The 26,332-nt window shown below is 63.3% G+C and carries 20 protein-coding genes, 3 tRNA genes and 2 pseudogenes; 12 read left to right on the top strand and 13 right to left on the bottom strand.

Annotated features, from left to right (window positions below):
- Positions 1–36: 36 nt before the first annotated feature.
- Positions 37–1,650, bottom strand: coding sequence for a hypothetical protein (locus DVDV_RS14010; RefSeq protein WP_075355262.1), 1,614 nt, complete (start codon positions 1,648–1,650; stop codon positions 37–39).
- Positions 1,651–2,125: 475 nt separating this feature from the next.
- Here DVDV_RS14010 and DVDV_RS23925 point away from each other — a divergent pair, with 475 nt between their 5' ends.
- The 3 genes from DVDV_RS23925 to DVDV_RS13995 all read left to right on the top strand — a co-directional run bounded on the left by DVDV_RS23925 (position 2,126) and on the right by DVDV_RS13995 (position 6,134).
- Positions 2,126–2,260 carry a transposase gene (locus tag DVDV_RS23925; protein WP_139311628.1) on the top strand — a complete coding sequence of 45 codons (135 nt, stop codon included), beginning with the start codon at positions 2,126–2,128 and terminating at the stop codon, positions 2,258–2,260.
- A gap of 543 nt (positions 2,261–2,803) precedes the next feature.
- Positions 2,804–5,005, top strand: coding sequence for an ATP-binding protein (locus DVDV_RS14000; RefSeq protein ID WP_075355261.1), 2,202 nt, complete (start codon positions 2,804–2,806; stop codon positions 5,003–5,005).
- Between the two features lie 871 nt (positions 5,006–5,876).
- On the top strand, positions 5,877–6,134 hold the full coding sequence (locus tag DVDV_RS13995; RefSeq protein WP_075355260.1) for a hypothetical protein: 258 nt from the start codon (positions 5,877–5,879) through the stop codon (positions 6,132–6,134).
- A 284-nt stretch (positions 6,135–6,418) separates the two neighbouring features.
- Here the strand turns inward: DVDV_RS13995 and DVDV_RS13990 are convergent, their stop codons facing one another.
- Positions 6,419–7,402, bottom strand: coding sequence for an energy transducer TonB (locus DVDV_RS13990; RefSeq protein WP_254845382.1), 984 nt, complete (start codon positions 7,400–7,402; stop codon positions 6,419–6,421).
- Positions 7,403–7,911: 509 nt separating this feature from the next.
- On the opposite strand from DVDV_RS13990, the gene DVDV_RS13985 reads away from it, so the two are divergent.
- The 8 genes and pseudogenes from DVDV_RS13985 to DVDV_RS13955 all read left to right on the top strand — a co-directional run bounded on the left by DVDV_RS13985 (position 7,912) and on the right by DVDV_RS13955 (position 15,701).
- Positions 7,912–10,005: a TonB-dependent receptor gene (locus DVDV_RS13985; RefSeq protein WP_075355258.1), complete on the top strand. Its 2,094-nt coding sequence runs from the start codon at positions 7,912–7,914 to the stop codon at positions 10,003–10,005.
- Positions 9,993–10,571 carry a hypothetical protein gene (locus DVDV_RS13980; RefSeq protein ID WP_075355257.1) on the top strand — a complete coding sequence of 193 codons (579 nt, stop codon included), beginning with the start codon at positions 9,993–9,995 and terminating at the stop codon, positions 10,569–10,571. The genes DVDV_RS13985 and DVDV_RS13980 overlap by 13 nt, the downstream gene beginning before the upstream one ends.
- Positions 10,568–10,699, top strand: a pseudogene (locus DVDV_RS23920) (ATP-binding cassette domain-containing protein); the annotation flags it as partial. The gene DVDV_RS13980 and the pseudogene DVDV_RS23920, both read left to right, overlap by 4 nt.
- A 67-nt stretch (positions 10,700–10,766) precedes the next feature.
- Positions 10,767–11,975, top strand: coding sequence for an ABC transporter ATP-binding protein (locus DVDV_RS13975; RefSeq protein WP_254845381.1), 1,209 nt, complete (start codon positions 10,767–10,769; stop codon positions 11,973–11,975).
- Positions 11,965–12,690 carry an energy-coupling factor transporter transmembrane protein EcfT gene (locus DVDV_RS13970; protein WP_075355256.1) on the top strand — a complete coding sequence of 242 codons (726 nt, stop codon included), beginning with the start codon at positions 11,965–11,967 and terminating at the stop codon, positions 12,688–12,690. Before DVDV_RS13975 ends, DVDV_RS13970 begins: the two co-directional genes overlap by 11 nt.
- Before the next feature lie 164 nt (positions 12,691–12,854).
- Positions 12,855–13,862, top strand: a complete 1,008-nt coding sequence (locus tag DVDV_RS13965; RefSeq protein WP_075355255.1) for a radical SAM protein — start codon at positions 12,855–12,857, stop codon at positions 13,860–13,862.
- A complete protein-coding gene (locus tag DVDV_RS13960) occupies positions 13,859–15,007 on the top strand; it encodes a hypothetical protein (protein ID WP_075355254.1) in 1,149 nt (382 codons plus the stop codon). Before DVDV_RS13965 ends, DVDV_RS13960 begins: the two co-directional genes overlap by 4 nt.
- 73 nt (positions 15,008–15,080) lie before the next feature.
- Positions 15,081–15,701: a class I SAM-dependent methyltransferase gene (locus DVDV_RS13955; RefSeq protein ID WP_075355253.1), complete on the top strand. Its 621-nt coding sequence runs from the start codon at positions 15,081–15,083 to the stop codon at positions 15,699–15,701.
- 30 nt (positions 15,702–15,731) lie between these two features.
- Here the strand turns inward: DVDV_RS13955 and DVDV_RS13950 are convergent, their stop codons facing one another.
- From DVDV_RS13950 to DVDV_RS13905, 11 genes are all read right to left on the bottom strand, one after another.
- Complete coding sequence (locus tag DVDV_RS13950; RefSeq protein ID WP_075355252.1) at positions 15,732–16,097, bottom strand: translation initiation factor Sui1; 366 nt, start codon at positions 16,095–16,097, stop codon at positions 15,732–15,734.
- Positions 16,098–16,129: 32 nt separating this feature from the next.
- Positions 16,130–17,746 carry a B12-binding domain-containing radical SAM protein gene (locus DVDV_RS13945; protein ID WP_075355264.1) on the bottom strand — a complete coding sequence of 539 codons (1,617 nt, stop codon included), beginning with the start codon at positions 17,744–17,746 and terminating at the stop codon, positions 16,130–16,132.
- Between the two features lie 66 nt (positions 17,747–17,812).
- Positions 17,813–18,469 carry a glycosyltransferase family 4 protein gene (locus tag DVDV_RS23465; protein WP_254845383.1) on the bottom strand — a complete coding sequence of 219 codons (657 nt, stop codon included), beginning with the start codon at positions 18,467–18,469 and terminating at the stop codon, positions 17,813–17,815.
- A gap of 464 nt (positions 18,470–18,933) precedes the next feature.
- The gene (locus DVDV_RS23460; RefSeq protein WP_254845380.1) at positions 18,934–20,958 is read right to left on the bottom strand and encodes a hypothetical protein; all 2,025 of its coding nucleotides are present in this window, start codon (positions 20,956–20,958) and stop codon (positions 18,934–18,936) included.
- Entirely contained in the window at positions 20,943–21,827 is an 885-nt protein-coding gene (locus DVDV_RS13935; RefSeq protein ID WP_075355250.1) for a class I SAM-dependent methyltransferase, read from the bottom strand. The genes DVDV_RS23460 and DVDV_RS13935 overlap by 16 nt, the downstream gene beginning before the upstream one ends.
- On the bottom strand, positions 21,817–23,151 hold the full coding sequence (locus DVDV_RS13930) for a glycosyltransferase (protein ID WP_075355249.1): 1,335 nt from the start codon (positions 23,149–23,151) through the stop codon (positions 21,817–21,819). The genes DVDV_RS13935 and DVDV_RS13930 overlap by 11 nt, the downstream gene beginning before the upstream one ends.
- A 33-nt stretch (positions 23,152–23,184) precedes the next feature.
- A complete protein-coding gene (locus DVDV_RS13925) occupies positions 23,185–24,471 on the bottom strand; it encodes an ABC transporter ATP-binding protein (RefSeq protein WP_075355248.1) in 1,287 nt (428 codons plus the stop codon).
- Positions 24,461–25,300 carry an ABC transporter permease gene (locus DVDV_RS13920; RefSeq protein WP_217694136.1) on the bottom strand — a complete coding sequence of 280 codons (840 nt, stop codon included), beginning with the start codon at positions 25,298–25,300 and terminating at the stop codon, positions 24,461–24,463. Before DVDV_RS13920 ends, DVDV_RS13925 begins: the two co-directional genes overlap by 11 nt.
- Before the next feature lie 319 nt (positions 25,301–25,619).
- Positions 25,620–25,696: transfer RNA gene (locus DVDV_RS13915), tRNA-Asp, on the bottom strand.
- Between the two features lie 88 nt (positions 25,697–25,784).
- Positions 25,785–25,861, bottom strand: a tRNA-Asp gene (locus DVDV_RS13910).
- Between the two features lie 18 nt (positions 25,862–25,879).
- Positions 25,880–25,955, bottom strand: a tRNA-Val gene (locus DVDV_RS13905).
- 144 nt (positions 25,956–26,099) lie between these two features.
- On the opposite strand from DVDV_RS13905, the pseudogene DVDV_RS13900 reads away from it, so the two are divergent.
- A pseudogene (locus tag DVDV_RS13900) lies at positions 26,100–26,332 on the top strand (hypothetical protein); the annotation flags it as partial.

The raw sequence follows: 26,332 nt of genomic DNA, 5'->3' as shown, positions 1-26,332 counted from the left end.
CTAAGGACAAGTGCAAGGCACAACCGTCCGCAAAAGTCACGGCGCGACGCTAAGGACAATGTTGTCCACCAGGACAGCGGTGTCATAAATGGTGTCGCCCTTGTCCTGAACTTCAAAGAACAGGGTCACATCCTGTTCGGCATACCCCGACACGTCGAAGGAGGCCGTCTGCCAGCCGGTCTTGAAGCAATCGCCCTTGTCGTCGATAGGTTCGGTCGCAATGAGCCCTGAACCGCACAACGAGTCCACCGAAGTCCGGAATACCTGGTTCCCGTTCATAAGCACCCGGAAGGTGTCGTCATAGCCCTTGTTGCACCACTGCATGAATTCCGCAGAATAGAAATTCCAGCTGAAGGACATGGTCGTCGCGCCCTTGGGCACGGTGAAATTCTGGGAAAAAGAGCCGTAAGAGGTTGTGTGTCCCAGGCCAGAGGAAACAATGGCCATGGTGTGGCCGTTGGTCGGGCTGTCTTCCTGCATGCTCTTGATGGCTCTGGCATCGCCGCTGGCTGTCCAGGATTGGAGACTGCCCGCGCCGTCGGGGTCCTCGAAACTGGGATTTTGCAAGCCGTTGTCGAAATGCAGTTTCCCATTGCCGGAAAGAACCAGACTGGTTCCATGCCCGTCGTCATTGCCGTTTTTCGTAGCTTCGTCAAACCCGTTCTGGGCGGTCTTTTTGTCCACAAGCATGGTGCCGAAGACCACCCCGCCCTGGGACACGTTCCAGGAACGGTAGACGCTTTCATCGAAGCCGAACAAGGCCCCGGCTCCCTTTTTGAGAAGGACCGAACCCAGGGTGTCGTTTTGCAGGCTGTGGCAAGCCCCGAGCCAGATAAGGGAATTGGGGAATGCTCCGTTATACTTGTCAAGAAACCAGGGCGTGACGAGCAAATGGCCACTCGTCGATACGACCAGTCGGCCGGCAATAATGTCTGAAGCATAGGGATGCGCGGTCACGGATGTGAGATCGGTGCCGACATAGGAATCGCTGGTCAACAGCACCATCTTTCCGTTCCACTGCATCATGGAATTTTCAATGTTCTTGAGCACATTTTGCATGGCGGCCTTGACCGTTGGATCGGTTATGGCTTTGATTTTGTCCTTCAGATCTGCCAGCCAATTGGGCGAACTGAATTCCCAATACGCTCCGTGGGTGTGCAGCACCACCGTGCCGTATTGGGACAATGTCTTGAAGACATCCAGCATTCCCGTGGTGGTCAGATGTGGATCGACGTTGGCCGAAGCGTCCGAGCCATTGACCGCGACGGAGGTCTGCAACTTGGGCTTTTCTGATCCGGTGACCTTGGTCCACGGCCCATTGGCGTCGTTCATCTTCGAGGAATGCACGTGTTGCCAGTACCAGGGATCAAGAAAGAGCGCCTGCTTGCTTCGCACGATGTCTGGATCCTCCCCGGCACCTTTGGTCAAGGGACCGGCGTTCTTGACGAAGGCCGGATAGCGGGCGCCGGCTGCCGGTTGGTCCGCCTCGGCCAACCGCACCCGTTCCCTGGACATTGCGGTAGAGGCGACGGCATTGCGGTCTGCGGCGGCGTCTGGTCCGCCGGCATCGAGAGTAGAGGACCACAGGGAAAGGTCGGGAATGGTTTCCTGGGTCATGACGAAGGGGATGTCGTTGAAGGCGAACACCACGCCGTTTTTGCCCTTGGTGGCGAAAAGGGCGTTCTGCTTGCCGTTGATGTAGGTGACTAACGAGTCTTGGGCATTGCTGACCGCTTTGTCGTATGCATCTTTGCCCGCAAAAGCGGAGGCAGGCGGGCTCAGATTCTGCCAGGCCGCATTGATGTCCTGGCCGACGGTCTGGGCCTGCTGGAGTTGCGCCTGGGTGGGCAGTGCGTAGGCGAGGATGGACCCCAGGTTCGATTCTAAGCAATTACAAAAGATAAGCCTTTATTTAACTCTAGCACGCAACAATGACTTGTTCAATACTACGCTGATTATTTCAATTATTACTGTCTGAATAAGCGCAATGATAGAATTTGGTAGGGTTCTGGTATTTCTAAGCATTGCCTTCGCTGGTCGGCAAAGTCGAAAATTTCAGGTAATCCATCGAGGATGCTGGTTCTGAAAAGTAGAATTTTCCGTAACCCGGAGGCGGTCATTTTGTGTGAAGACGTCCCGATACACCGACAGCCAGAACATGAGCCTCTTGAAGCCGGCCGCGGACGGCATTTCCGTGCCTGATCTTTGCCGCGAGCACGGCATGAGCAGCGCTGCGTCCTTCAGGTGGCGCGCCAGGTAGGCCATGGATGCCTCCCCCATACGATGCGACAACGGCTCCGAGTCTGTCTGTCCTCGCCTGCAGGCCTGGGCGAAGAAAAATGGGATCCGTATCGATTCCCTTCAATCAGGCAAGTCGCAGAAAAGCGCGTACGGTGAACGCTGCACGCGCACGGTGTACAATGACTGACTTGGAAAACACCTGTTAGAGAATATTGAAGAGATCATGGACTAGACTGGCAAATGGCTCTGAACGTACAACAATGAACAGCAAAACATGGGCGTCGACGGCATCACGCCGATGCAGAAACTGGGAAAGACTGCATAGTCCTACTGTTCAGACCTCCTATAAAGGGAAAGATTGCCAGGGCATATAATTCTGATCCACGATCCAAAGGAAAAGGCCCCTGAAAAAAATCCAGGCAACGTTTCTTTTCGCGAGTCATTGGTCTTCCTGCTCTCCTCATTGCATTGCTCGACCAAGTTGTGGTATGATCGCAGTTGAGATCAAACTGCCCGGGAGAATTCTATCCTAGTTGGCAGGGAGATAGCCAAGAGAGGAACAATGAGAGACGAAGAGAAAACAAAGGCCCAGCTCCTGTCGGAGCTGCGGAGTCTCAGGCAGGAGTTGGAGGATCTGAAGGCTTCAAATCGGAGTGAGGCGACGAAAAGGCGTGACGAGAGGTATGCCGCTCGCCAGGAATCGAAGGAGGATCTTGCCCAATCCCGCAAGGAAACCGCCGCAGGGCTTGAACAACTCGGCAGCGCCAGTGAAAAGCTCCGACAAGGAAAGTCGGACCTGGCCGAGTCCGAAAAGCGCAACAAGATCCTCGGGGATCTCATTCCTTTCGGCGTATGGTCGAGCGACACCGAGGGCAATATTACCTACCTGAGCGATTCCTATATGGAAATGGCTGGCGTCCCGCTTGACGATCCCAGCAACCTCAACTGGGTCGCCAGGTTGTCTCCCGAGGAAGTGAAGAACGCCGTCTCCGACTGGCAAAGCTCCCTCGACACCATGGAGATATGGGAAAGGGAGCACAAGGTCACAGGCTCGGACGGCAGGGAATACACCCTCCTCAGCCGTGGGGTGCCGGTCGTGGATAAGCAGGGCAAGCCCCAGTCCTGGTTCGGCATCAATATTGACATCAGCCATCGCAAGGCACTCGAAGAGCAGGTCAAGGAACAAGCGCGGGAGTACCGGACCCTCGTCGAAAGGCTGCCAAAGATCGATGCCGCCCGCTTTGATGCACTCAGCAGATTCAAGTACGCGAGCCCGGGGGCCGTAAAGGCGCACGGAATAGCGTCCGATGAACTTGTCGGCCGGCGTCCGACCGAAACGGCCTTGGACCGGAAATTCGCACGCATCCTCGAGGATGCAGTCAAAAAAGTCTTTGAGAGCGGCCAGGAGGCGTCCTTCCGGTACACATTCAATACCCAGAGTGGGCAGGTCCATCGCGCCTACACCCTGGTCCTGGAGCATGAGGCGGACAGCCTGATCAAGTCCGTCCTCCAGACTTCCTACGACGTCACGGACCTGATTACACTCGATGAACAGTGGCGGGAGGCCCTGGAGGAAGCGGAGCGGGCCAACAACGTCACGAGAGAGTTTCTGGCGAACATGAGCCACGAGATCCGCACCCCCATGAACGGGGTGATCGGCATGACCGACCTGGCCTTGCGGGAGGACATTCCAGAGCGAGCCAGGCAATTCCTGCACATGGTCAAGCAGTCTGGCCAGAATCTCCTCGGCATCATCAATGATATCCTCGACCTTTCGAAGATTGAAGCCGGCAAGACCGAACTTGAGAAGCATCCGTTGTATCTGCGGGAGACCGTCGAATCCACGATCAAATGTCTGCGGGTCAACGCCGAGAAGAAGGGACTTGAGTTTCTCTATTCCTTCGACCCTGAGCTCTCGGACAGGGTCGAAGGCGACAGTGGGCGATTCAGACAAATACTGACCAACATCGTCGGCAATGCTGTCAAGTTCACCGAGCAAGGCCGGGTGGCGATATCAATGAGCCAGGCGGAGGCGCTGTCTCCCGAAAGCGTCCACGTCCTTTTCATGGTCAAGGATGACGGCATCGGCATCCCCCATGACAAACTCTTGTCCATATTCAATCCTTTCGCTCAAGTTGGCGGGTCGGTTCATGCCAAATATCGCGGCACCGGGCTTGGACTGTCCATTTCAAAAGAGCTTGTCGAGTTGATGGGCGGCAAGATCTGGGTTGAGAGCGAACCGGGCCAGGGAAGCACTTTCTATTTTACCGTCGTATTCGGCCTGGTCAAAGAGAAATCCGAGCCGCCCCAGGTTGTTCAGCCTGAAGGGGAGCAACAGGCGTGGGGTTTCAGGATCCTCCTGGCCGAGGACAACCTCGTCAACCGCATCTTCGCCGTCGAACTCCTCCAGATGCGAGGGCATCAGGTTGAAGCGGTGGAAAACGGGCGTGAGGCCCTTGAGAAGCTCAGGCAGGAGAAGTTCGATCTGGTGCTCATGGATGTGAGTATGCCGGAAATGGGTGGCGAGGAAGCAACCAGGAGAATCCGAGCGGGCGAGGCAGGAGACCCTGCCATGCCGATCGTGGCCTTGACCGCCCACGCCCTCAAGGGCGACCGGCACCGCGTGCAGCTCATGGGTATGGACGACTACATCGCCAAGCCGATCGACCTGGAGGAGCTGGACAAGGTGCTGGTGAAAGTCATGGCCAAGAGGGCTGCGGAAGAACCGCACTCGAAAACATATAACCAATCGCCAATCTTGTGATTTTCAGATGAAGACAGAAAAGGAGGGCTGGTACTGCTCCAACCCTTCTTTCTTGTGCGCATGGTGATTGTCGCCGCGTCATTTTGTCCCCAGCCCGTTTTCGCGGAAGCTGACACCGGATCACGTCCGCCAAATCGCCATGTTTTTTCGTCTCCATTCCCAGCCTCGACAAGACCAAACCGGGAAAACAGGAAAAGTACGCTTGCGCTCTTTTCCCTTGCCTTGGAACGTGTCCGACCAAAACCGGAATCCACAAAGAGGGCGCAAAGCCCGACATATTCACGTTCCCAAGAGAAACGAGGCAGATAGGCCCGCCATCGGATGTTGTTCTTCCCCTCCCGTCCAGGCCGCAATCGTGCCGGCCGAGGAGGCAATCTTCAAATTTGACTCGGGTGTCTCCATTTTCCCAAATGAAGGATGCTACAATACAATTGGGCCGGGCAGAACGGGAATGGCCTCTTTAAATTATTGTTTTGAGGAGGACGACGCTGTGCCACGGAGGGTGTAAAATGCAGGAAAGAGACAGAGATGGCAAAAAATGGAAGAATTCAGGATATTATATACGTCAAAAAAGATCAATCGTCAGTCCTGGGATGTTACCATGCATTTTGCCTAGGATATATATTGTCTTGCTTTGCCATATAGTCCTATCCCAAATTCAAATGTTTCAGGCATGGCGGAACCATAATTTCAAATCGCACTTTGTCGGTCGGGATGACGCTTTTATCTGGACAGCATCGATAAAATGCGTTTAATTAGACTTAATTATGGACAGCCAGCCATCTGTCTGAAGTGTGTGATGCCAAATCTGTAATTTTCTCGAGCCAGGTCTGACCATCTGTGAACCTTAAACAGATCAGGAGGCAGGAAAATGAAGGTTTTGTTGTTGATTGTCTCGTTGTTGCTGTTTGGTGGCAATGCATTCGCTGCGGATGAAGCTGCAGATGCAGCCAATAGGGCAAAATTTGAAAAAGAATGTGCTGTGATGATTGCTCCGGGTGGTCCTTGCGCTGACGTTAAGACAGGTGGTGGCGGAAGAAGAGGATGCGTAGCCAAGCCGGAGAATATTGAGAAAGCCACTCCTGCGTGCAAGCAGGTTATTGAAGAATGGAAGGCACTGCAGAAGTAATCCCGTCCTAAGCTGTCCCTGGCTGGCGCAACGACCCGTTGCGCCAGCCAGGGGTTTCTGTTTCCAGTAGGACGGCAAGTCCCGTCCTCGTTTAAAAAGCCAGATTTTGCGTCTTTGGAGCCAGCCGGTCCGGAGCCTGCGTCGCCATGCGGGCTCCACACGGAAATTCAGGGGTTAGGAATGCGCATTCCTGGCCCTTTTTTTGTTTGCCCGCAGGCCGACCGGTTTGGGCCTCGGTCGCCCCGAGCCTGCCGCGTCACGGGCTTTGCCGGGAAAAGCGCTGCTTAACCCAGGGCGAACCGGATGGTCAGCAGGGCGTTGCAGGCCTCGGGCCGTCCCTGGCGCATGGCCGGATAGTAGGTCGAGGACCGAATCGCCCGCAGCGCTTCCTCCACGAATTCGAGTCCCGTGTGCTCCATCACGGAAACATTGCGCAAAACCCCCTCGGCATCGATCTCAAGGCGCAGACGCACCTTGCCCTCCTGGCCGGTCCGCTTGGCGGCGTCGGGATAGCGCAGGGGAGAGCGGTGCCGAAACCTCGGCCCATCCCCCCGGCCGAACTCGCCGACATACATGCCGCCGTTTCCCCGGCCGTCGCCGTTGCCTCCAGGCCCGGCCCCCGGCGTCAGTCCCTTGCCCGGCCCTTCGCCCGAGAGCCCCTGCCCGGAGCCTTCCCCGGCGTTCGCGCCGGACCCGGTACCCGTGTCCGAGACATGTCCGGCTTCGGCCGTGGCCGGCTGGATCGGCGGCGGTCCGGCTGGTTGCGCCTTGGCCGCCAGGGTCTTGGGACGCGCCTTGGGCGTGGCTGGCTGTTTGGCCGGCGGGGTCAGGGGAGGGGGGGCTGGCGCGGCTGTTGGCTCGGGGATCGGCTGGGCCGCTGGCTCGGCCGGCGGCCCGGTTTCGGTCCGAGTGACGGTTCCCTGGGCGGCGGGCGGGGACTCAGCGGGTGCGGCAACGGCCGGCTCCCGGGCCGCGCCGTCCAGGCCGCTGTCCTGTCCGTCGCCGCCGGCCGGACCGCCGCCGTCGAGTCCTCCCAGGTCCATGTGGCCGATGACTGTCAAGGGCGGTTCGGGCGCCGGACCGGCAACCAGGGCGCAGACAACAAGGGCCGCCGCCACCAGCCCGTGCAGGGCGACCGAAGCCAACAGCCAGGGCCACCACTGGGTGCCGGCGGTCGGCCGGGCCAGAGCCCAATCCCGGAGGGCGGCCATTTCGAGGGAGGGGAGGCCGGACGTCTGGGCTGTAGCCACCGGGCTGGGTCGATGCATGTTTTGGGCGTCGCAACGGCCGACCGGAGCTGGGGCGGGCGCGTTGGCAGGAGGGCTGAGTTGCATGGCGTGTATCCAGTGTCACGAAAGTTTAAAAAACAGGGATGGTACTTTTTGTCACACCGCAAGTCACGGATAAGATATGAAACGTGATCTATTGCAGTAATTAAAATTCTTGTCTATTAAGCCCGCAGTGTCAAGCAGATGGCTTCGTTTGTGACTGCGTCAATCGTTCTGTTGTTCGGTTGCGAGCGTTGCATTGTTGCCAGTGCTTGAAGAGCAGTGTCCTGTTGTTTGAAATTGTCGTGAGAGTATGGAGCGTCATTGGCCAGGGGCCGGGCGCTTCGGTTGCCAGGACCGGTTGGCCCAGGGGGAGGCCGGGTTTCTGCGGACGGCATCCGGTTTTCGAGGCCGGGAGCGGTCCAAGGACTGTCCTGGCGAGGGGTGGGCATAAGGAGAGGACGGACGGCGTGTCCGGAGTAGGCGATGTCGCAACACAAGGGGGGACTATGAGAGGGATTGTTGTCTGGGCTGCGTTGGTGATTGCAACCGTGCCATTTTCGGCTGCAGCGGCGCAAAAGGCCGAACCGGCCAGCCATGAGATGGACGAAATGGTCGTCACGGCCACCCGCACCGAAGAGCCGCTCAAAAGCATACCCGGCCGGGTCGAGGTCATAAGCCGCGAAGACCTCAAGGAAATGCCGGTCCAGACCGTGGACGAGGCGCTTTCCTACATCTCCGGTGCCCACCTGGAACGGGCCAGCGGCCCATACAGCTTCAAGTCCACCCTGACCTTGCGAGGACTTGGCAACGAACAGGGACGCACGCTGGTTTTGCTCGACGGTGTGCCCATGAACTCCTCGGACATGGGTGACGTCAACTGGAACCGGATCAACATGGAAGACGTCCAGCGCATCGAGATCCTCAAAGGCCCGGCGGCGTCCATCTACGGCAACAACGCCATGGGCGGCGTCATCAATATCATCACCCAAAAGCCGACCAAAATTGCCGAGGGCCGCATCTCCACCCAATATGGCACCTATGATGACTGGCAGTTGCGTGGCATCGCCGGATTTCGGACTGCAGAGGAGAAAAAAGGCCTGTGGGGCCGGGTCTCGGCCTTTTATCACGATTCGCCGGGCTACAAAAACGTCCCGAGCGACGAACAGACCCGATACACCGTGAAGAACTATATCACGGAAAAGACCATAAACGGCAAAGTTGGCTGGGATTTCAACGAGTCCAACAGCCTTGAGTTGCAGTACACCAGGGACAATCAGAGCGTTGGTGAAGGCAAGGAAATATTTGCCTACAACGGCGTGCATCGCGCCTACGACACCGGGGCCTGGCAGGGACGGCTGAACCTCGGCTACGAAGGCTGGACCGGACTCATAAACGTCTACTTTAACGACACCAATTACGATCGGACCCAGGAAAACATCACGGATTCCAGCGACGTACAAAAGTACATCGATTCCTACAGCCGCACCGACTCCAAGGTCAATCGCCAGGAACTCGGCGTCATGACTAACGTCTCCCGGGTCTGGGGGCCGCACACCTTCACCGCCGGCTTCGACTACCGTGACGGTCTGATGGACGGCACGGACTACTCCCGCACCGGCACCATCACCTTTGCCACGGATTACGGCAAAATCCGTACTCTGGGCGGCTTTCTTCAGGACCAGATGCGTTTTCTCGACGACAAGCTGATCTTCCTGGCCGGGCTTCGCTACGACAACGCCACCACCTATGACGGCCGCTACGACACCAACATCAGTTCGCTGAGCTCCTATACCAGCAATTATTCCGACCACACCTGGGACCAGTGGAGTCCGCGCGCCTCGGCCAAGTACTTCTTCATGGACAACCTAAGCGCCTACCTGTCCTATGCCCATGCCTTCCGGGCTCCGTTGCTCGACGACATGTACCGCACCGGCAAGATGAAGGGCGGCTACAAGATTTCCAACCCGAGCCTCGGACCGGAAAACCTCGATACGTTCGAAGTCGGCTCCGACTACCAGCCCCTGGACAATCTCAAGCTGTCCGGTTCAGGCTACTTCTCCGTGGGCCATGATTTCCAGTACTACGTCAACGTATCCAAGGGTATAAGCCAGAAGCAAAACGTCGGCGAAGTCCAGATCTGGGGCATGGAACTCAATGCCGAGTACGATCCGTTCAAGTTCATGGACATCGACGTGCTCAAGAAATTCTCGCTCTTTGCCAACTACACCTTCAATGATTCCCGGATCACCGATTTCCCCGGCCGGCCGGATCTGGTCGGCAAACTGCTCTCCTATACGCCGCAGAACTCGGCCAACGTCGGGTTCACCTGGCTTAACAAATACATCAACAACAAGTTTGCCGTGCAGTATGTCGGCGAGATGTACAGCGACGACATCAACACCAGCAACACCACAATCGCGCCCCATGCCTTGCTCAACGGAAAGATATGGAGAAATCTCGACTTCATTAAATACGGCGAGAACATGGAGTTGTCCCTGTCGGCCCAGAACATCCTGGACCACCGCTATATCGATTACCGCAATTCCAATGGCGAAAACCCTGGCCGGATGCTCTTTCTGGAGCTGACGTGCAAGTTCTAAGACTCAAGGAACTGTCCACGGCCCAGGTGGTGTTTTTCGCCTCGGTCGTGGCCCTGGACTTCGGCTGGGGCCTTGTCTTCAAGACCGCCCTCCAGGTGACGGCCATCCACGAGGTGGCCCGGCTGGAGATGGTGGTCTCGGTCATGCTCATGGTCCTGGTCCGGCTGATGCTTGACCGGTTCGGCACACTGATCTGTTTCGAACTGGCCTGGGGACTCCTGGCCGCCGTGCTCATGCCGGCGGCCGGGGGCCAGCCCGGCTTCATGAAACTGGTGCCGGCCCTGACCCAGGGGCTGGTGTTCGATCTCCTGTTTTCCCTGTTGCAAACCAGGATGCCGGTTGGCCGGGCCTACGTGGCCATCCTGGTCGGCGGCGTCCTTGGCCCCTGCGCCGCCATGGCCGTGCGCGTGGCCATGGGGATGCCCTGGGCCACGGCCACCCAGGTCTTTTTCGGCATCTCGCTGGTCACCTCTCTGGTCATCAACGGCTTTGGCGTCTATCTGGCCCTGGTCGTCTGGAAACGTATTTCCGGGCTGCACATTGTCGCCATGCTGCGCCTGCCATGATTGCCTGCCGGGAGCTGTCCTTTACCCCGGTCGGCACAGACGAGCCGGTCCTGGCTGGCCTGACCCTGACGATTCGTCCGGGCGAGCGGGTGGGCATCGTCGGGCCGTCCGGGGCCGGCAAGTCCACCCTGGGGTACCATTTGTGCGGGGCGCATCGGCTGGCCCTGGCCGGTCGCACCGGAGGGGAGTTGGTCCTTGACGGCTGCGACGGTCTGGCCGGCGGGCCGGCCGGCTTTGCCGGCATCGTCGGGCAAAACCCGGAAGCCCAGCCTTTTTTGCGCCACGGTCAGCGAGGAAGTGGCCCTGGGACTGCGGGCCAGGGGCATGGATGCGGCGGCGTGCCGCACGGCGGCAAGCGAACTCCTTTCCCGCTACGGTCTGGCCGGCCGGGCCGAGGCGGCCCTGGGCACGCTGTCCCTTGGCCAGAAGCAGTTGACTGCGGTTTTGTCCATGCTGGCCATCCGGCCCAAGGTGCTGCTCCTTGACGAACCCACGAGCTATCTCGACGCGGCCACGGCCGACAGGCTCTTTGCCCATCTTGACAGGCTCAGCCGCGAGACCGGGCTTGTGGTCATGGTCATCGAGCACGATCTGGCCCGGCTGTCCGGTTTTGCCGATCGCTATCTGGCCCTGGAAAACGGGCGGCTGACTTACGACGGGCCGGCCTCGGGCTTTGCGCTCCGGGAACCACGGCTGCCGGACCGGCCTACGGCCCCGGCTCCGGACCAGGCCCCGGCTGCCCCGGTGCTGGCCTTTGAAGGTGTGTCGTTTGGCTATGGCAAAACCGACCGCGTGTTGGCCGACATCGATCTGGCCGTGGGTCCGGGCGAGGTTGTGGCCCTTATGGGGCCAAACGGTTCCGGCAAGTCCACCCTGCTGCGTCTGGCCAAGGGGCTGGCCCGGCCCCGGACCGGGCGGATCGCCCTGGCTGCCGGCCTCTCCTGCCGGCGCGACGTGGGACTGATGTTCCAGAATCCCGATGAACAGCTTTTCGCCCATACCGTGGCGGCCGAGTGCGGCTACTGGCTGTCCAACCTGGATGTGCCGGAGTCCACGCGCACGGCCGGCGTGGTCCGGGAGCTGGCCGGGCTTGGGCTGGACCGGATGCTGGAACGCTCGCCCTTTTCCCTGAGTTTCGGGGAAAAGCGCCGCCTGTGTCTGGCCTCGGTCCTGGTGGCCGAACCGGCCGTCCTTTGCCTGGATGAGCCGACCACGGGCCTGGATAACGCCACCATGGCCGCCATGGCCGAAACGGTGCTTGCCCGGGCCGGCCAGGGGGCGGCCGTGCTCGTGGCCACCCACGAACAGGCTTTTGCGGCCATGGCCGCCAGCCGCATTGTCCGGCTGAAAAACGGCCGCATTGTTGCCGATGCCCCAAACCCGGAGGGACGCCATGTTGTCTAGCCTGCGCCGGGCCAGTGCGGTCAGCAAATTCCTGTTTGCCATCTCCCTGTGCGCCTATGCCTTTCTCTGTGAGGACTGGCGCATCCTTTTGGGAATTGTTGCCGCCCTGGCCGGCCTGCTGCTGGCGTCCGGCGTCTGGGACCGCAGCGTCAGCCTGATTTTCGGCGTCTCGGTGCTGGGGCTGCCGACCCTGCTTCTCCTTTTTCTCCTGGGCGGCATCGAAAAAGCGGCCAACTGGCGCGAGGGGCTGCTGCTTGGCCTGGCCTGGCTTGGGATCTTCTCCCTGCGCCTTATGATCGTGCTGCTTGTTGACGTGCTGGTGGTCAAGTGGACGAGTTTTTCCGACATGCTGCTGTCGCTGCGAAGCCTTGGCCTGCCGGGCAAGGCCGTCCTTTTCGTGTCGGCCTTGACGACCCTTTTGCCGGCCATGTTCGCCCTGAGCCTTCGGGTGGTGGAGGTGCAGCGGGCGCGCGGTTTCGAGGCCAAACGGCTGGTGCGCCCGTCGCAGTTTCTGCCCCTTTTCGTGCCGGTCTTTCTGGCCCAGATGCGTCGGGCCTCGGAACTGGCCCTGTCCCTGGAACTGCGCGGCCTGGCCGGCGACCGGCCCGAGGCGGCCCTCCGGCTGCCCCTGTGCTTCGGGGACGCCTTTTTTTACCTCGTCGCGGTCCTGCCCTGGTCGGGTTTTGCCTGGCAGTGGCTGCGTCCGGGAGCCTGAGGGACGGCGGCCCGCGCCGATTGCGACGGGCCGGACAGACCCGGCGGCCGGGGGCCAAACCGGCGGCCGGGCACGGCGGGAGGGATTGGCCATGCACTCCAACGAAATGCCTGAAAGTGGCCGGATCGAGCCGGCCGCCGACGCAAGGCAGGAAGGGATTTGCCATGCAATGCAACTATTGTGAGCGGAACTGCCGCCTCGAAGAGGGCCGGCACGGCTTTTGCCGCATGTACGCCAACAGCGGCGGCCGGCTGGTCGAGCGTTTCCCGGACAAGTGGTGCGCCTATGCCGTATCCCGGGTGGAGACGATTCCCTTTTATCATGCCTACCCCGGCAGCCGGTGCATGGTGGTGGGCACGGCCGGTTGCAACCTGGACTGCCGCTACTGCGCCAATGCGTACGCGGCCAAGGAAGACCCGGCGTCCCTGACCGACATCCTGCTCGATATTGGCCCCGGGCAACTGGTGGAACTGGCCCGCAAGCAGGGCTGCCACTCCATTGTCTTTTCTATCAACGAGCCAACCGTGTCGCTGCCGACCCTGCTCCGGGTCTCCAGGGCGGCCAAGGCCGCCGGGATGCCCATGGGCTGCCTGACCAACGGCTATGCCACCCCCCTGGCCACGGCGCTTTTGTCTGAGATCTTCTCGTTCGTGAATGTCAGCCTCAAGGGCCTTGACCCGGAATTTTGCGGCGACTGTCTGGGCATTGCCGACAGCAGCCCGGTGGTGCGTAACATCCGCGAGTTGTCCCGGATTTGCCATGTCGAGGTGACCACCCCGGTCATCGACGGGGAAAACGACCACGAACTGGACGCCATGGCCGCCCTCCTGGCCGACATCAACCCGGACATCCCCTGGCATGTTTTCCGGTTGCTGCCGACCCACAAGATGAGCCAGCGGGACTATCCCAATATCGAAGACATAAACCAGCGCCTGGAAAGGCTGCGGGGGAGCCTGCCCTACATTTATTTCCACAATTTCATCGGGTCCGAATGGGTCGGCACCCGCTGCCCCGGCTGCGGCCTGGAAGTGATCACGCGCCACAGCCTGGGCTGCGGCGGAGACAAACTGGACACCTTTCGCTGCCGGGGCGACGCGTGCCCGGAGTGCGGCGGCCGCATCGCCCTGCTTGGCACGCGGGTGGCCTGGAACGCCGGGGAGGCACGCGCATGAGTCTGGCCATTTTGGACGCAAGGCAGTGGCAGCAGGTGGTGGATCTGGGCACCGGGTATAAAATCGAAGCGGCCGATTCGCCGCTCGTCGGCATGGTCAAGGGCGTGCTGGCCCGCCATCCCTTCCCTGGCGACCGGGACCCGCGCGGCAACAACTGGGTGACCGACACGGCCCTGGATCTCATCGACCGGTATGATCCGGGCTTTGCCTTCCTGACCTACGCCCGGCAGTACTATTCCTCGCGCTATTCGCCGCTGACGGCTGCCGAGCGGGCGGAGATGCGCGATGCGGCCTTTGCCGAGGTGGAGCGGTTTTCCCGGGAGTCGGGCTTTACCACGGTGCTCGTCGGCACGGGCGATATGACCCAGGCTGTGACGCCCATCGACCTGACCGGCCTTGACGGGCTGGCCGTGGCCAGCAACTGGTCGGCCCGTTATGCCGGCCTCTACGGGCTCTCGGCCCGGGACATGGACCGGCTCACCGGCCATCCCGGTCTGGAGCGGGTGGCCACGCGGGAGGAGATCGTGGACCTGTTCGGCGGCGGCCCCGAGGACGGCAGCCGCCTGCCCGAGCAGATGGCCGTGGCCCGGCTTGGGCACTATTTCAACACTACGTCGCTTCGCCGGCTGGTCATGCTGCCGGCCCCGAGTTACTTCGTGCCGGTTTCGGCCAATCTGGACGGCGTGGCCTCGGTCACGGACGTCAAAAGCGCGGTTCTGGCCCGGCTTGGGCGGGAAAAGGTGGCCATCGCCTTTCTGGAGGGCCTGGGCTGCAACGATTTCACCGTGCCGTTTACGGCCTGCCGCAACGGCCGGGAATGGTACTGTTACGAACCGGGCGACAGCCAGTACCTGGCCCTGACCACGGGCGAACACCGCGTCTTTGAGCACAACGGCGGCTACCGCTACTACCTCGACGACATCGAGCGCAAACCCTTCCCGTTCTCAGGCTATTTTACGAGCCTGCCGTCAGGGACCATTGGCCAGGCCTATCCGGGCCGCAGCATTGCCGTTGGCAACCGCAGCATGTTCATGCACATGACCACGGGCTGCGACATCGCCTGCGAGTGCTTTGCCCGAAACCTCTACAACCAGGGGCTCATGGCCGTTATTCATCGCCAGGACAAGGCGGCCGGGGTGTGTTGAAGCCATGACGCACGAGGGCAGGGACAATTCGGGCAGGCGGGTGGCCGGCGACGGGCCGCAGCCGGGAGGCGGGATGGGAGGCAGGGAGGATGTTGCGGCGTTTCTGGCCATCAGCCGGGAGGTCTTTGCCCCGCTGTACCCGTATTACGCCGACGCATTTCTCAGACAATCCGGCATCAGGCACGGCCTGTGCCTTGATCTGGGCTGCGGCGGCGGCCAGCTCGGGCTGGCTGTTGCCGCGGCAAGCGCCTGTTTCGCCGTCCTGCTCGACCAGTCGCCGGCCATGTTGCAGGCTGCGGCCCAGGCCGTGGCCGAACAGGGGCTGGCTGTGCGGGCCATGCCGCTTGCGGCCGATGTCCACGCCCTGCCCTTTCCAAGCGGCAGCGTCGATCTGGCCGTCAGCCGGGGGTCGATCATGTTCTGGAAGGATCTGCCCCGGGCTTTCGCGGAAATCCGCCGGGTCCTGTCGCCGGGCGGCCGGGCCTATCTCGGCGGCGGGCTTGGGCCGCTGGCCATCCGGGAAGCCATCTGCCGCCAGATGGCCTCCCGCGATCCCCGCTGGGCCCAGGGAGTCCCGCCGCCCCGGCCGGGGACGGAACCGGAAACCCATGCCCGGCAGCTTCGGGCCGCCGGCATCGAGCACTTCACGATCACCCGGGAAGACGCCGGGCACTGGATTGCCTTCGGGAAATAAGACCGCCGCCGGGAATCAGGCGGGCGTTTCTCAACCGCCGGCCAGCTTGACGGTATAGCCGCGTTTTTTGAGAACCTCGGCCAGCAGTTCGCGGTTCTCGCCCTGGATCTCGATGACTCCATCCTTGACCGTGCCGCCGCAGCCGCAGCGCTGCTTGAGTTCCCGGGCCAGGGCCTCAAGGGCCTCCGGGGGCAGGGGCAGGCCGGTGATCAGACAGACGCCTTTGCCTTTGCGCCCCTTGGTCTGGCGGGCGATGCGCACGACACCGTCGCCGGCCGGCGTTTGGGCGGTCTTCGGGCAGGTGCATCGGTCGCGGCCCTGGCCGCAGCCCGGGCACAGCCGGCCCTGGTCAGTGGAATACACGGGAGTCGAATGGCTGGTCGGGCGTGGCGTCATGCAGGCGCTCCTGGGGATTTTCCCGGGCGCAGTTACGGAACGCAGGGCGCGGCGTCAAGTTTGGTCCGGGCGGAGAGGGCTGCGGCCTGGGCCAGATGCGCGGCATTGCCCTGGTTGCGGATGTGCCCCACAAAGGAAAAGAGATTTTCCCCCAGGCCGCAAAGGACCAGGTAGCGGCGAAGGCGGCTCGGGTTCTCGCGCACCACCGTGACGAGCTGCCGCCAGAACTGCCAGCGCGTCCGGCGCACAATGCCCTGGCGCCAGAGGAGGGCGAGCAGCGGCGCTATTTCCGAACCGGGATGCTGTTGGGCCACGGCCAGGGCCGGATCGGCTTTGGGCGCGGTTGCCGCCGGGTTCTTGGCGCTGCGGGTGGGGCGCATGGCCAGGGTGGCCCTGAGCACGCGGCCGAGATAGGCACCGGGATCGTAGAGGCCGTCCAGGGCGGCGAGTTGTTCGGCAAAAATCGTTTCAATGGGTCGAAGCGGCGTAAAATTGGTCAGGGCGTCCCAGCCGCTTTCCTCGATGGACTCGTGCAGCCGGCCCTCCTGTTTGAGCCGGTCCCACAACACGGTCTGGGGCAGGGCGCGAAGGACATTGATCATGACCCAGGGAATGTCGGCCGCTTCGGCAAAGGCCTGCATCCGCACCCCGGCCCCCGGGGTTTCGCCGTCCATGCCGAGAATGAAGCTGCCGATGACGCTTAAGCCGTTGGCATTGATGGCGCGCAGGGATTCGAGCAGCGGATTGCGCACGTTTTGGTGTTTGCGGGCCGAGGTCAGCACGTTTTCATCCGGGGATTCGATGCCGACAAAGACGTAGGAAAAATTGGCCGCCGTCAGCAGGTCGATCAGGGGCACGTCCTGGCCGAGGTTCACCGAGGCCTGGGTGATGAAATTAAAGGGCTCGCCATACCGGGCCTGCCATTCGATGATCCGGGTGAGCAGGGCCACGGCCCGGGGGCGGTTGCCGATGAAGTTGTCGTCGGCCACAAACACCGTGCCGCGAAATCCCAGGCGGCGGATGGCCTCCAGTTCGGCAATGACCTGATCCGGGGTCTTGTGGCGTTGGGCCCGGCCGAAAAGGCTCACGATGTCGCAGAATTCGCAGGCAAACGGGCAGCCCCGGGAGGTCTGCAGGGACATGGATTCGTAATCGGCCAGCGGGGCCAGATCAAAGCGCGGCAGGGGCGAATCGGCCAGGGCGGGTTTTTCCAGGCATTCGAAGACGCCGTGGGTCTGGCCGGCTTCGAGGGCCTCAAGCAGCAGGGGAATGGTGGTCTCGCCCTCGCCCTTGATCAGGAAGTCGCAGCCGGCGTCCAGGACCTCCTGTGACGCAGTGGTGGGATAGGCTCCGCCGGCGGCGATGGGGACGCCCCGGGCCTTGGCCTGGGCAATGAGGTCGAGCAGGCTTTCGCGCTGCACCAGCATCCCGGTGACCATGACCAGGTCGATGCCGTGCCAGTCGTCTGCGGCAAGAGGGCGCACATTGAGGTCAACGAGCTTCAGGTTCCAGTCCGGCGGCAGCAGGGCGGCCACGGTGAGCAGCCCCAGCGGCGGCAGCAGGGCCTTTTTTCCGGTCATGGCCAGGGTCTGGCTGAAGCTCCAAAAGGACAAGGGCAGGGGTGGGTTGACCAGCAGAACGTTTCTCATGGTCATGCCTTCCTACCATAGGAAAAGAGCTGCTACCACGAATCATTTTGCTTGAAGGGCAAAGGATCAACCCGCCCGCCCCGGCCAGCGCCGGAGGGCAGACAGGCAGGATTCCAGGAGAAACGGCGCGGCCCGGTCCGTCACATGGCTGGCCAGGAGCTTTTTCCTGGCCGCCCGGCCAAGGGCCTTGCGCCGTGGCGCGTCGGCCGCAAGACCGGCTACGCTGTCGACCATGGCCGCGACGTCGCCATACGCCACCGCTTCTCCGGCCTCGGGCCGGACAAAGGCGGGCAGGTCGCCGGCCCCCTCGAAACAGACCACCGGCAGGCCGCATTCGCAGGCCTCCAGGCCGACCAGCGACACGCAGTCCTCACGCGAAGGCAGGAGAAACAGGTCCCCGGCCAGGAAATAGTCCCTGGGTGTTGGCGTCTGGCCGGTAAAGACCACCCCGCCGGCCACGCCGTGGGCTGCAACCAGGGCGTCCGTGTCCATGGGATGGCCGGCTGACGGTGCGCCGACCCAATAAAAAAGCACCTGCCGGCCCAGGCGGCGGCGCACCCGTGCGGCCACCTCGATAAAGATGTCCGCCCCCTTTCGCGCCTCGATCGTGCCGCAGCCAAGGACCACAACGGCTTCTTCGGGGATGTCGAGCCGGCGGCGCAGGGCGTCTTTGGCGGCGAGTTCGGCCTCGCGCACCGTGGGGATGATGGATTCGTGGACCATGTCGACGCGTGCGGCCGGGATGGGGTGGTTGGCGATGAGGTTTTGGGCCACCGCGGGCGAGCCGGCAACGTAGTGGTCGGTGTGCCGGTACATGGCCCCCAGGCGCTCGGCTCCGACGCCCTGGCAAAGGACGCTTTGCAGTTCGTGGATATTGGTGACGATGGGCGCGCCCAGGCTGGCGGCCAGATCGTACATCTCGGCGCAAAAGGCGGTATTGCCGAACACGAAGCTGACCGGACCGCCGCAGAAATCGGCCAGGGCGGCCTCGTGCTGGCTGCGGCTGAGGCCCGGCGCGGCGATGTCGTCGTAATACGAGCACACCGGCCCCAGGGCGGCAAATTCCGGGAGCAGGTCGTCGTGGTTCCACAGGCGGATGATGCGCAGGGCAAAATCCGTGTGCCGGCGCAGCCAGACCAGCCAGTTGAGCAGGACAATGGGCGCGCCGGTGCGGCTGAGCTCGTGGGTCAGGACAAGAATGGTCTTTTGCGGCCGGGGCGGGGGGCCGGGGCGTGGCGTCCGGCGTCCGGGACGCCTCCGGGGAGCAGTCCGGCCCGGCGGCAGGCCGCGCTGTTTCGGGCCAGAAATCCCGATTTCCAATACGCCCGGGCCAGTGCCTGCCGGATGTCCCCGGCATCGGCGTCCGGGGGCAGGCCCGGGGCCAGGGCCGCGCCGTCGCCGATGTGTTCGATGCCGTCGTAGTGCTCAAGCTCGCCAAGGACCGAGGCTTCCTCCTTGGTGGGGTGCAGGCACAGGTCAATGAGCGCCTCGCGGCAGGCCTCACGGGACAGGGCCGCATCGTCCGGGTCCATGGCCGAAAGCACATCCAGACAGGCCGCCTGATAGACGGACACCGAGCGTTCGTACTGGGCGCGTCCGGGCGGATTGTCGGCAAAAACCGGCCGAAAGGCACCGTGGCGGTACTCGTAGCCGCACACGCCGCCATGGGGCGCGCCGTGGAGCACTTCCAAAAGCGCCACCGGGCCAAGGGGGCTGGGCGCGTCCGGGCCGTCGCCAACCACTTCGCCAAGGTCGGTCAGGATGTTGGTGAGAAACGGGACCGGCCAGGGACCGCCGTCCCGGACTCCCGGGGCCGGTGCGAGCAGGCCGAGAAAGAGCCCGGTCAGTTCGCCGCCAAAGCCCATATCGGCCAGGGTGGCGGCAAAGGCCCGAAACGAGTTGCCGGACCAGCCGAGGTCCACAACCGCCAGGCGGTCCATGGCCTCGCAGCCGAAGCGGGCCAGATAGCTGGTAAGGGCCGCCCGCATGGCTGCCGCCCGCTCCCGCAGGGGAACGGCCAGGCCGGCAAGCAGGTCGGCCATGGCTTCACGGTTGCCGGCGTTGTTGGTGACCACCGTGTGCGGGGTGAGGCCGTGCCCGGCCAACAGGGACGACACCCGGTCGCCGGCCAGGGGAAGGCCGCAGCGGGCAAGGATCTGGCCGGCGCTTCTCGGCATGGTGCCGGAGAGCAGGAAGGCTACGGCCTCTTCGTCACAATCGGCGATGCGGGCCATGTTGAGGACATAGCGGGAGACGCAGCAGTAGGCGGCCGGCGGCAGGTAGGGCTGGCGCTGCCTGGCTGCATCATACAGGCGCTTTGGGAAATAGCCGTCGCGGGAGAAAAAGAGCACGGCATCGGGTCGTGTCTCCCGCACCTGTTCGGTGATCCAGCGGACATAGCCGCCGTGAATGGCCGGGCCGTAGGTGCGCCCGAGAAAGTCAAGCAGGGCCGGGCCGGCCGGCAGGCCCGGCTGCGTTGGCCAGTGGGCGGCTTTGCGGGCGCTTAAGGCCAGACCGGGGACGGCCAGGGGGCGGTCCTTGGCCATGGCCCGGCGCGTATGGTTGTAAGGCAGGTGGCGGATGCCCAGGGCGGCCGGAGCGGTCCCGTCGGCATGGGGGTGGTCGCCGATATGGAGCACCCGGTTGCCGGCCAGTTCGAAGGTGGCCAGCACATCGGCAAAAAGCCCGCCGTCGCCCTTGGTGCGCATCCGTTCGGCCGAGACAAAAAGGGTCGGTTCCCCCTGGTAGCCGCAGGCCGCCAGCATGGCGGCGATGACCGGACGCGGCAGATACATGTCCGAGACGAAGACCACAGGAATGCCGGCCCGGCCGGCCTGGTCGTAGAGATCGAGAATGGGGCGTTCGGCCGAAACCGCCTGCTGCTCGACCGTGATTTCCAGGGCCTTGGCTGTCTCGGCCAGGGCGGCGGGCAGGCCGGACAGGCTGGCGAGGTGGGCGTAGATGGCCTCCAGGGTCACTTCCGGGCAGCCATGGGCCGCAAAGGCCGTTTCCCGGGCCAGGGCCTCGGCCCGACGGCGCAGATCGGCAAAGCCGGCCACGGCCGTGCCCTGGGCGGCCAGCCGCTCCTCGACGCGCCGGAAGATATGCTCGGGCTGGGCGCAGTCGCGACGCAAGGCCGTGTCAAAGACATCCAGGGACAGCAGCCGGATGTCCCGGGGCAGTCGGGGCGGGCGGCCTAGGCTTTCGAGCATGGCGGGCTATCCAGGCAGTCGAGGCGCCACTGGCACTCCATGGCCGTCTGCCACCAGTTGGCGGCCTGTTCCCTGGACCGGGCGGCCTGTTCCGTGGCCTTTGCAACCCGGGTTTCATCCTGGGGCGCGGCTGGGGTTTCGATGGGCTGCGGGCTTGGAATGGCGTCGCGTCTGGCGGCGGCCAGGGCCATCTCCAGATGGCCGATGCGGGCATACCAGGGGGCCAGTTGCGGGAGGCCCAGTTGCAAAAGATGGTGATAGAGCCGGTCGCCTTTGGGAAAGACCAGCCCCAGGCCGAAGCAGTGCTCGAAAAGGAGCGTGGGGTGCCCGGCGCTCAGTTCCCGCCAGAAGCGGGTGGAGCCGTGGCGCTCGGTAAAGACGTCATGAAGCAGCACCACGCCTTCCTCGGCGAGCTTGGGCAGATAGGCCGCATAGTCTGCAGCCACGGCGTCGTAGGTGTGGCAGCCGTCGATATGGAGCAGTTCGATGGAGGCGGGGGCAACCTCTGACACGGCTTCGGCAAACGGCTTGCGCACCGGATGGATGGCCAGGCCGCTGTAGCAGGTCCGGGCCACGGCCAGGAAGGTCTCATAGACGTCCTCGCCGTAATAGCCGTCGTTGTCGTTGCCAAGCCAGTTGTCAACGGCCGTAAGGCGCATCCAGTCCAGGCCCTCGTCCCTGGCCGCCTGGCAGCAGGCGAAAAAGGCGCAGCCGTGGTAGACGCCCAGTTCCAGAAAGGAGCCCGGACGGATGTTTCGCACGTAGTCGTAGAGAAACTGCCGATGGCCGGCCCAGGGAGCCAGGGCAAGCTCGGGATTGGCGGCGTCGGCCGCAAAGACGGCGGGCCGAAACCGCCATTTAGGCAGCATGGGAGCCACCCCGCTGAAAAAGGGTCACAGCCGCCCGGCGAAGCGGCCGCCAGATGAAACGCAGCGGGGCGGTCAGCACCGACAGCCACAGGTGGATCTCGCCGGTCTGGGCGGCCATGGTCCGGACAGAAGCCTCCAACTGCGTCAGCCGCATTTCCAGGGGGGCGCTTTCCCCGGCATGGCTGTGTTCGGCCAAAGCGAGCAGGTGGGTCTCCAAAGCCGCCAGCCGGGTTTCGGTTGCCCCGGCGTGGCTATGAAATCGTTCGGCCAGATTGAACAGATGGGCCTCCAGGGCGGCCAGTCTGGCCTCGCAGTCCCCGGCATGCACGTGGTAGCGCTCGGCCAGATTGAACAGATGGGCCTCGACCCGGGTAACGGCGTCGCCTGCCCGGCCAAGCCCGGCACCTTTGTCGTACCCCAGCCTGTCCATGGCCTGGGCCATTTCGGCCAGACTCTGGCCCAGGCCAAGGCCGAGGCCCACGGTTGCGGCAGCGGCCGGGTCGGCGATCATGCGGCGCAGCAGGGCGTTTCGCAGCCGGGCGTCTTCGCGCTGGCCGCGCCAGTCGCCCCGGGCATTGGCATAGGGCGTGCCGGCCAGATTGGTGCGGCGGTGGGAAAAGGCCAGGGGCGCGGGCACAACCCCGATATCGGCCACGGCCAGCAGGCGCAGCAACAGTTCCCAGTCTTCAAGGAGCGTGAGGGCTTCGTTGAAGGGGCCGACAACCTCCAGGGCCGCCTTGCGAAAGAGCAGGGCGCACGACGGGATGGGGTTTTCGGCCATGATCCGGTCCAGGCGCACGGCCTGCATGGCCGGATAGGCGTCGCATTCGGTTTCAAATACGGCCCGTCCGTCTTCCATGCGCTCGCTGACGATCCGGGCGTGGCAGGCTGCGCCGGCCAGATCGGCCGAGGCGGCGTCATTTAAGAAACCGACCAGATGGGCCAAAAACTGCGGATGCCAGGTGTCGTCATCGTCAAGGAGGGCCACAAATTCGCCGTCTGCCGCAGCCAGCCCCAGGTTGGCCGCCGCGGCCCGGCCCTGGGACACGGGCTGGTGCAGGATGCGCAGGCGCTGGCCGAAAACCGGCCGGTAGCGGCCAAGCACCTCTTCCACCTCCCGGGCGTTGCCGCCGTCGTTGACCACCACAAGCTGCCAGTGCCGGTAGCTCTGGGCCAGGACGCTCTGGCAGGCCCGGGCCAGGAGCGAGGACCGGTTGGCGGTGCGGGTGACGACGACCACCCGGCCGGCCGCCTCGGGGGCGGGCCGGGGCCAGTCGGGTTTGGCCGGACGAAAAGCCAGGGGGGAGGCTTGGAGGGTGGGCATGGTTGTGCCTGTTACCGAAGCGGTCGGGATGCGTCAATTTGCCGCGTCGCCGCCAGGAGCGGCCGGCAGCGGCCGACAGTCGATACAGTGGAGGTTGCCGTTAAAAAGGCCGTGGATATCCTTGCCCGGAGCCACGCAGTGAAAGTGAAAGATGTTGTGCGCCCAGCATTCGATGGCGTGGGCCATGGCCGCCTGGCCGTTGCCCAGGCCCGGGGTGAGGAAATAGTCCCCGGGCGCGATGTCTGGCCAGGTGAAACAAAGGCGCAGCCGGTACTCGCCCGGACTGAGGCCGGGGAGCGGCAGTCCGGCGGTGACGGTATTTTGGCCGAAGAGGTAATTGCCGAAGCGGTCGGCCAACAGGTAGCCGACAATGGGCTGCTCGATTGGCCGGGCAACGGCCAGGCGCAGGATCAGCCCGACGGTCTGGCCGGCCCGGACGCAGCCGGGGTACGGGGCATCGTCGAGGCGTATGGCAAAGGCGGCGATGGACGCACCACGCTCGCCGCTGAGCTTCTCCGGGGCAATGGGGGTGAGGTCGGCCTCGGGATGGTTCGCTGTTTCGGGGGCAGCGGCCACGGTGCCGGTGGCCGGGCGGCACAGACGGATATAGGCCTCGATGGCCTCAAGGGGCGGACCGTCAAAGACCAGCCGGCCCCGGTCGAGGACCAGGGTGCGGCTGGTCATGTTGGCCACGGTGTCCAGACTGTGGGTGACGATGATCTTGGCGGCGCGGTGCAGCGCACGCTGCATGTGCAGGTTGCATTTTTGCTGGAAAAAGACGTCGCCCACAGCCAGCACCTCATCCACGAGCAAAATGTCGGGGTCGGTATGTGCGGCCACGGCAAAGGCCAGACGCACGTACATGCCGCTGGAATAGGACCGCACCGGGCGGTCAATGAATTCCCCGATGTCGGCAAAGGCCACGATGTCGGGATAGCGGGCGGCAATCTCCGCCTCGGTCATGCCGAGCAGCCGGGCGCACAAAAAGACGTTTTCCCGGCCGGTGAATTCCGGGTTGAAGCCGGAGCCGAGTTCAAGAAGGGCGCACAGCCGCCCCCGAACCGCCACCGTGCCCCGGCTCGGGGCCAGGGAGCCGCACACGATCTGCAGCAGCGTCGATTTCCCCGAACCGTTGACGCCAAGCACCCCGACCGATTCCCCGGGGGCCACCTGGAAGCTCACGTCGTCAAGGGCGCGCACCTCGGTGTAATAGCGCCGGGTCTCACCCCGGAAAAGTTGCCACAGGCGGTCGGCCGGACGGGCATAGAGCCGGTAGTCCTTGACCAGTCCCTGAACCCGGATGGCCGGTTCAGACGACATCGGCAAAGCCTTGTCTGGCCTTTTGAAACAGGGCAAACCCCAGGCAGGCGGCAACAGCCGACAGGGCCAGGGCCAGGAGATAGCCGGCCAGGGACGGCAGATGTCCGAAAAAAAGCGCCTGGCGCACGGCTTCCAAAAGCGGCGTCAGGGGATTTAAGGAAATGAGGGTCCGGCCCCAGCCCGAGACTGCCGAGACCGGGTAGAATACCGGGCTGACAAAGAGCAGCAGGGTGGTGACCACGCCGACGGCATGGCGCAGGTCGCGCAGATAGACACCCAGGGCGGCCAGCCCCCAGACCAGTCCGGCCAGGGCGAAGACAAAGGGCAGCACCAGGAGCGGCACGGCCAGGGCGGTGGCCGGCGGCGGTCCGAGCAGGACGAGGTAGCAGAGGGCAAAGACGACCGAGGCCAGGGCGGCGTGGGTGAAACCGGCCCCGAGGCAGACCAGGGGCAGGATTTCCAGGGGGAAGACCACCCGTTTGACGTAGCCGGCATATTCCAGGAGCAGGCCCGGAGCGCGGCCTGCACATTCGGCAAAGCAGTTGAAGGTAATGAGCCCGGAAAAAATGATCAGGGCATACTGGGCGCTGCTGCCGTCGCCGCCATCCCAGCGGGCGGAGAAGACGTTTAAAAAGACGAAGAGGTAGACGCCAAGGGTGGCCAGGGGCACGGCCAGGGTCCAGGCCAGACCGAGGACGGAGCCGCGATAGCGGCTGCGGACATCGCGGCCGATCAGCCGGCCAAGCAGGGTGCGGTTGCGCCACACCGCAGCAACCATGGCCGGGGCCAGGGCATGGGGGCGCGGCAGGTCAGGGGCGGGTTCGAACATAGTTCCGGGCGTCGGGCCGGGACGCCCGGGCGGCTATGCTGCCGCCAGGGCGTCCCGACCGGTTGTGCCGTGCATCCGTGTGGCGTTTCAGGGGTATTTGGATACTACGGCATGGCCCCTGGGGCGTCGAGGGCAATTTCCCGACTGTCGGCAGGCTGCGGCCACAGCGGGCTGGTGGTGGGAATGGCGGTGGGAGTGTGCCGGGTAAGGGACAACGGGCCGTCAGCCCCGGGCCGGCCGGACTCCCGGTCCCAAAAAGCAAGAGGCCTCGAAGGGGTTTCCTTCGAGGCCTCGACAAGCGCAGGCGCTTGTTCTGATCTGGCGGGGCCGAAGGGACTCGAACCCTCGCCCTCCGACGTGACAGGCCGGCGTTATAACCAACTTAACTACGACCCCAGATCGACAATCCGGTAGCTAGAAATCAGGAAACCTCGAAGGGGATTGGGCTTCAAGGCTCCAACAAGCGCGGGCGCTTGTTTTGATCTGGCGGGGCCGAAGGGACTCGAACCCTCGCCCTCCGACGTGACAGGCCGGCGTTATAACCAACTTAACTACGACCCCAGATCCCTCAACAACTCGTGGTAGGCGGAACAGGGCTCGAACCTGTGACCCTCGGCTTGTAAGGCCGATGCTCTCCCATCTGAGCTACCCGCCCGCCCGGCGAGAAACGGTATCTACGCAAGTCGCCCCGGCTCGTCAACAGTTTTTTGTAAAATCCCGGGAACGGTTCACTTCGAGCCGCGATTCCGGCAGGATATACCGGGACGGAGCGATCCGGTCCCAAGGAAGGTCCACCCCTATGACAGCCCTCGATGCCCTGTGCCTGCTGCTCCTGCTCCCGGCCCTGACAGCCATTGTCGTGGCCGGCCTGAGCTACGCCTTTTTCTGGCAGGCGTTGGGGGCGGGGGAGAATACACTTTTTCCAAGGGACTGTGCCGGCCGGGGGCCGGGTGGGCTGCTTTGGGGGCTTGGTTCGGCCGTGGCCGGCCTGTGCATCATGTTTGCGACCTATCCCCTGGGGCCCTTTGTTGC

It is taken from the genome of Desulfovibrio sp. DV, from assembly GCF_001936595.1.
Taxonomy (GTDB): Bacteria; Desulfobacterota; Desulfovibrionia; order Desulfovibrionales; family Desulfovibrionaceae; genus Solidesulfovibrio.
Note: the sequence above shows the minus strand (reverse complement) of the source record. Positions and strands in the feature narration are given on the sequence as shown.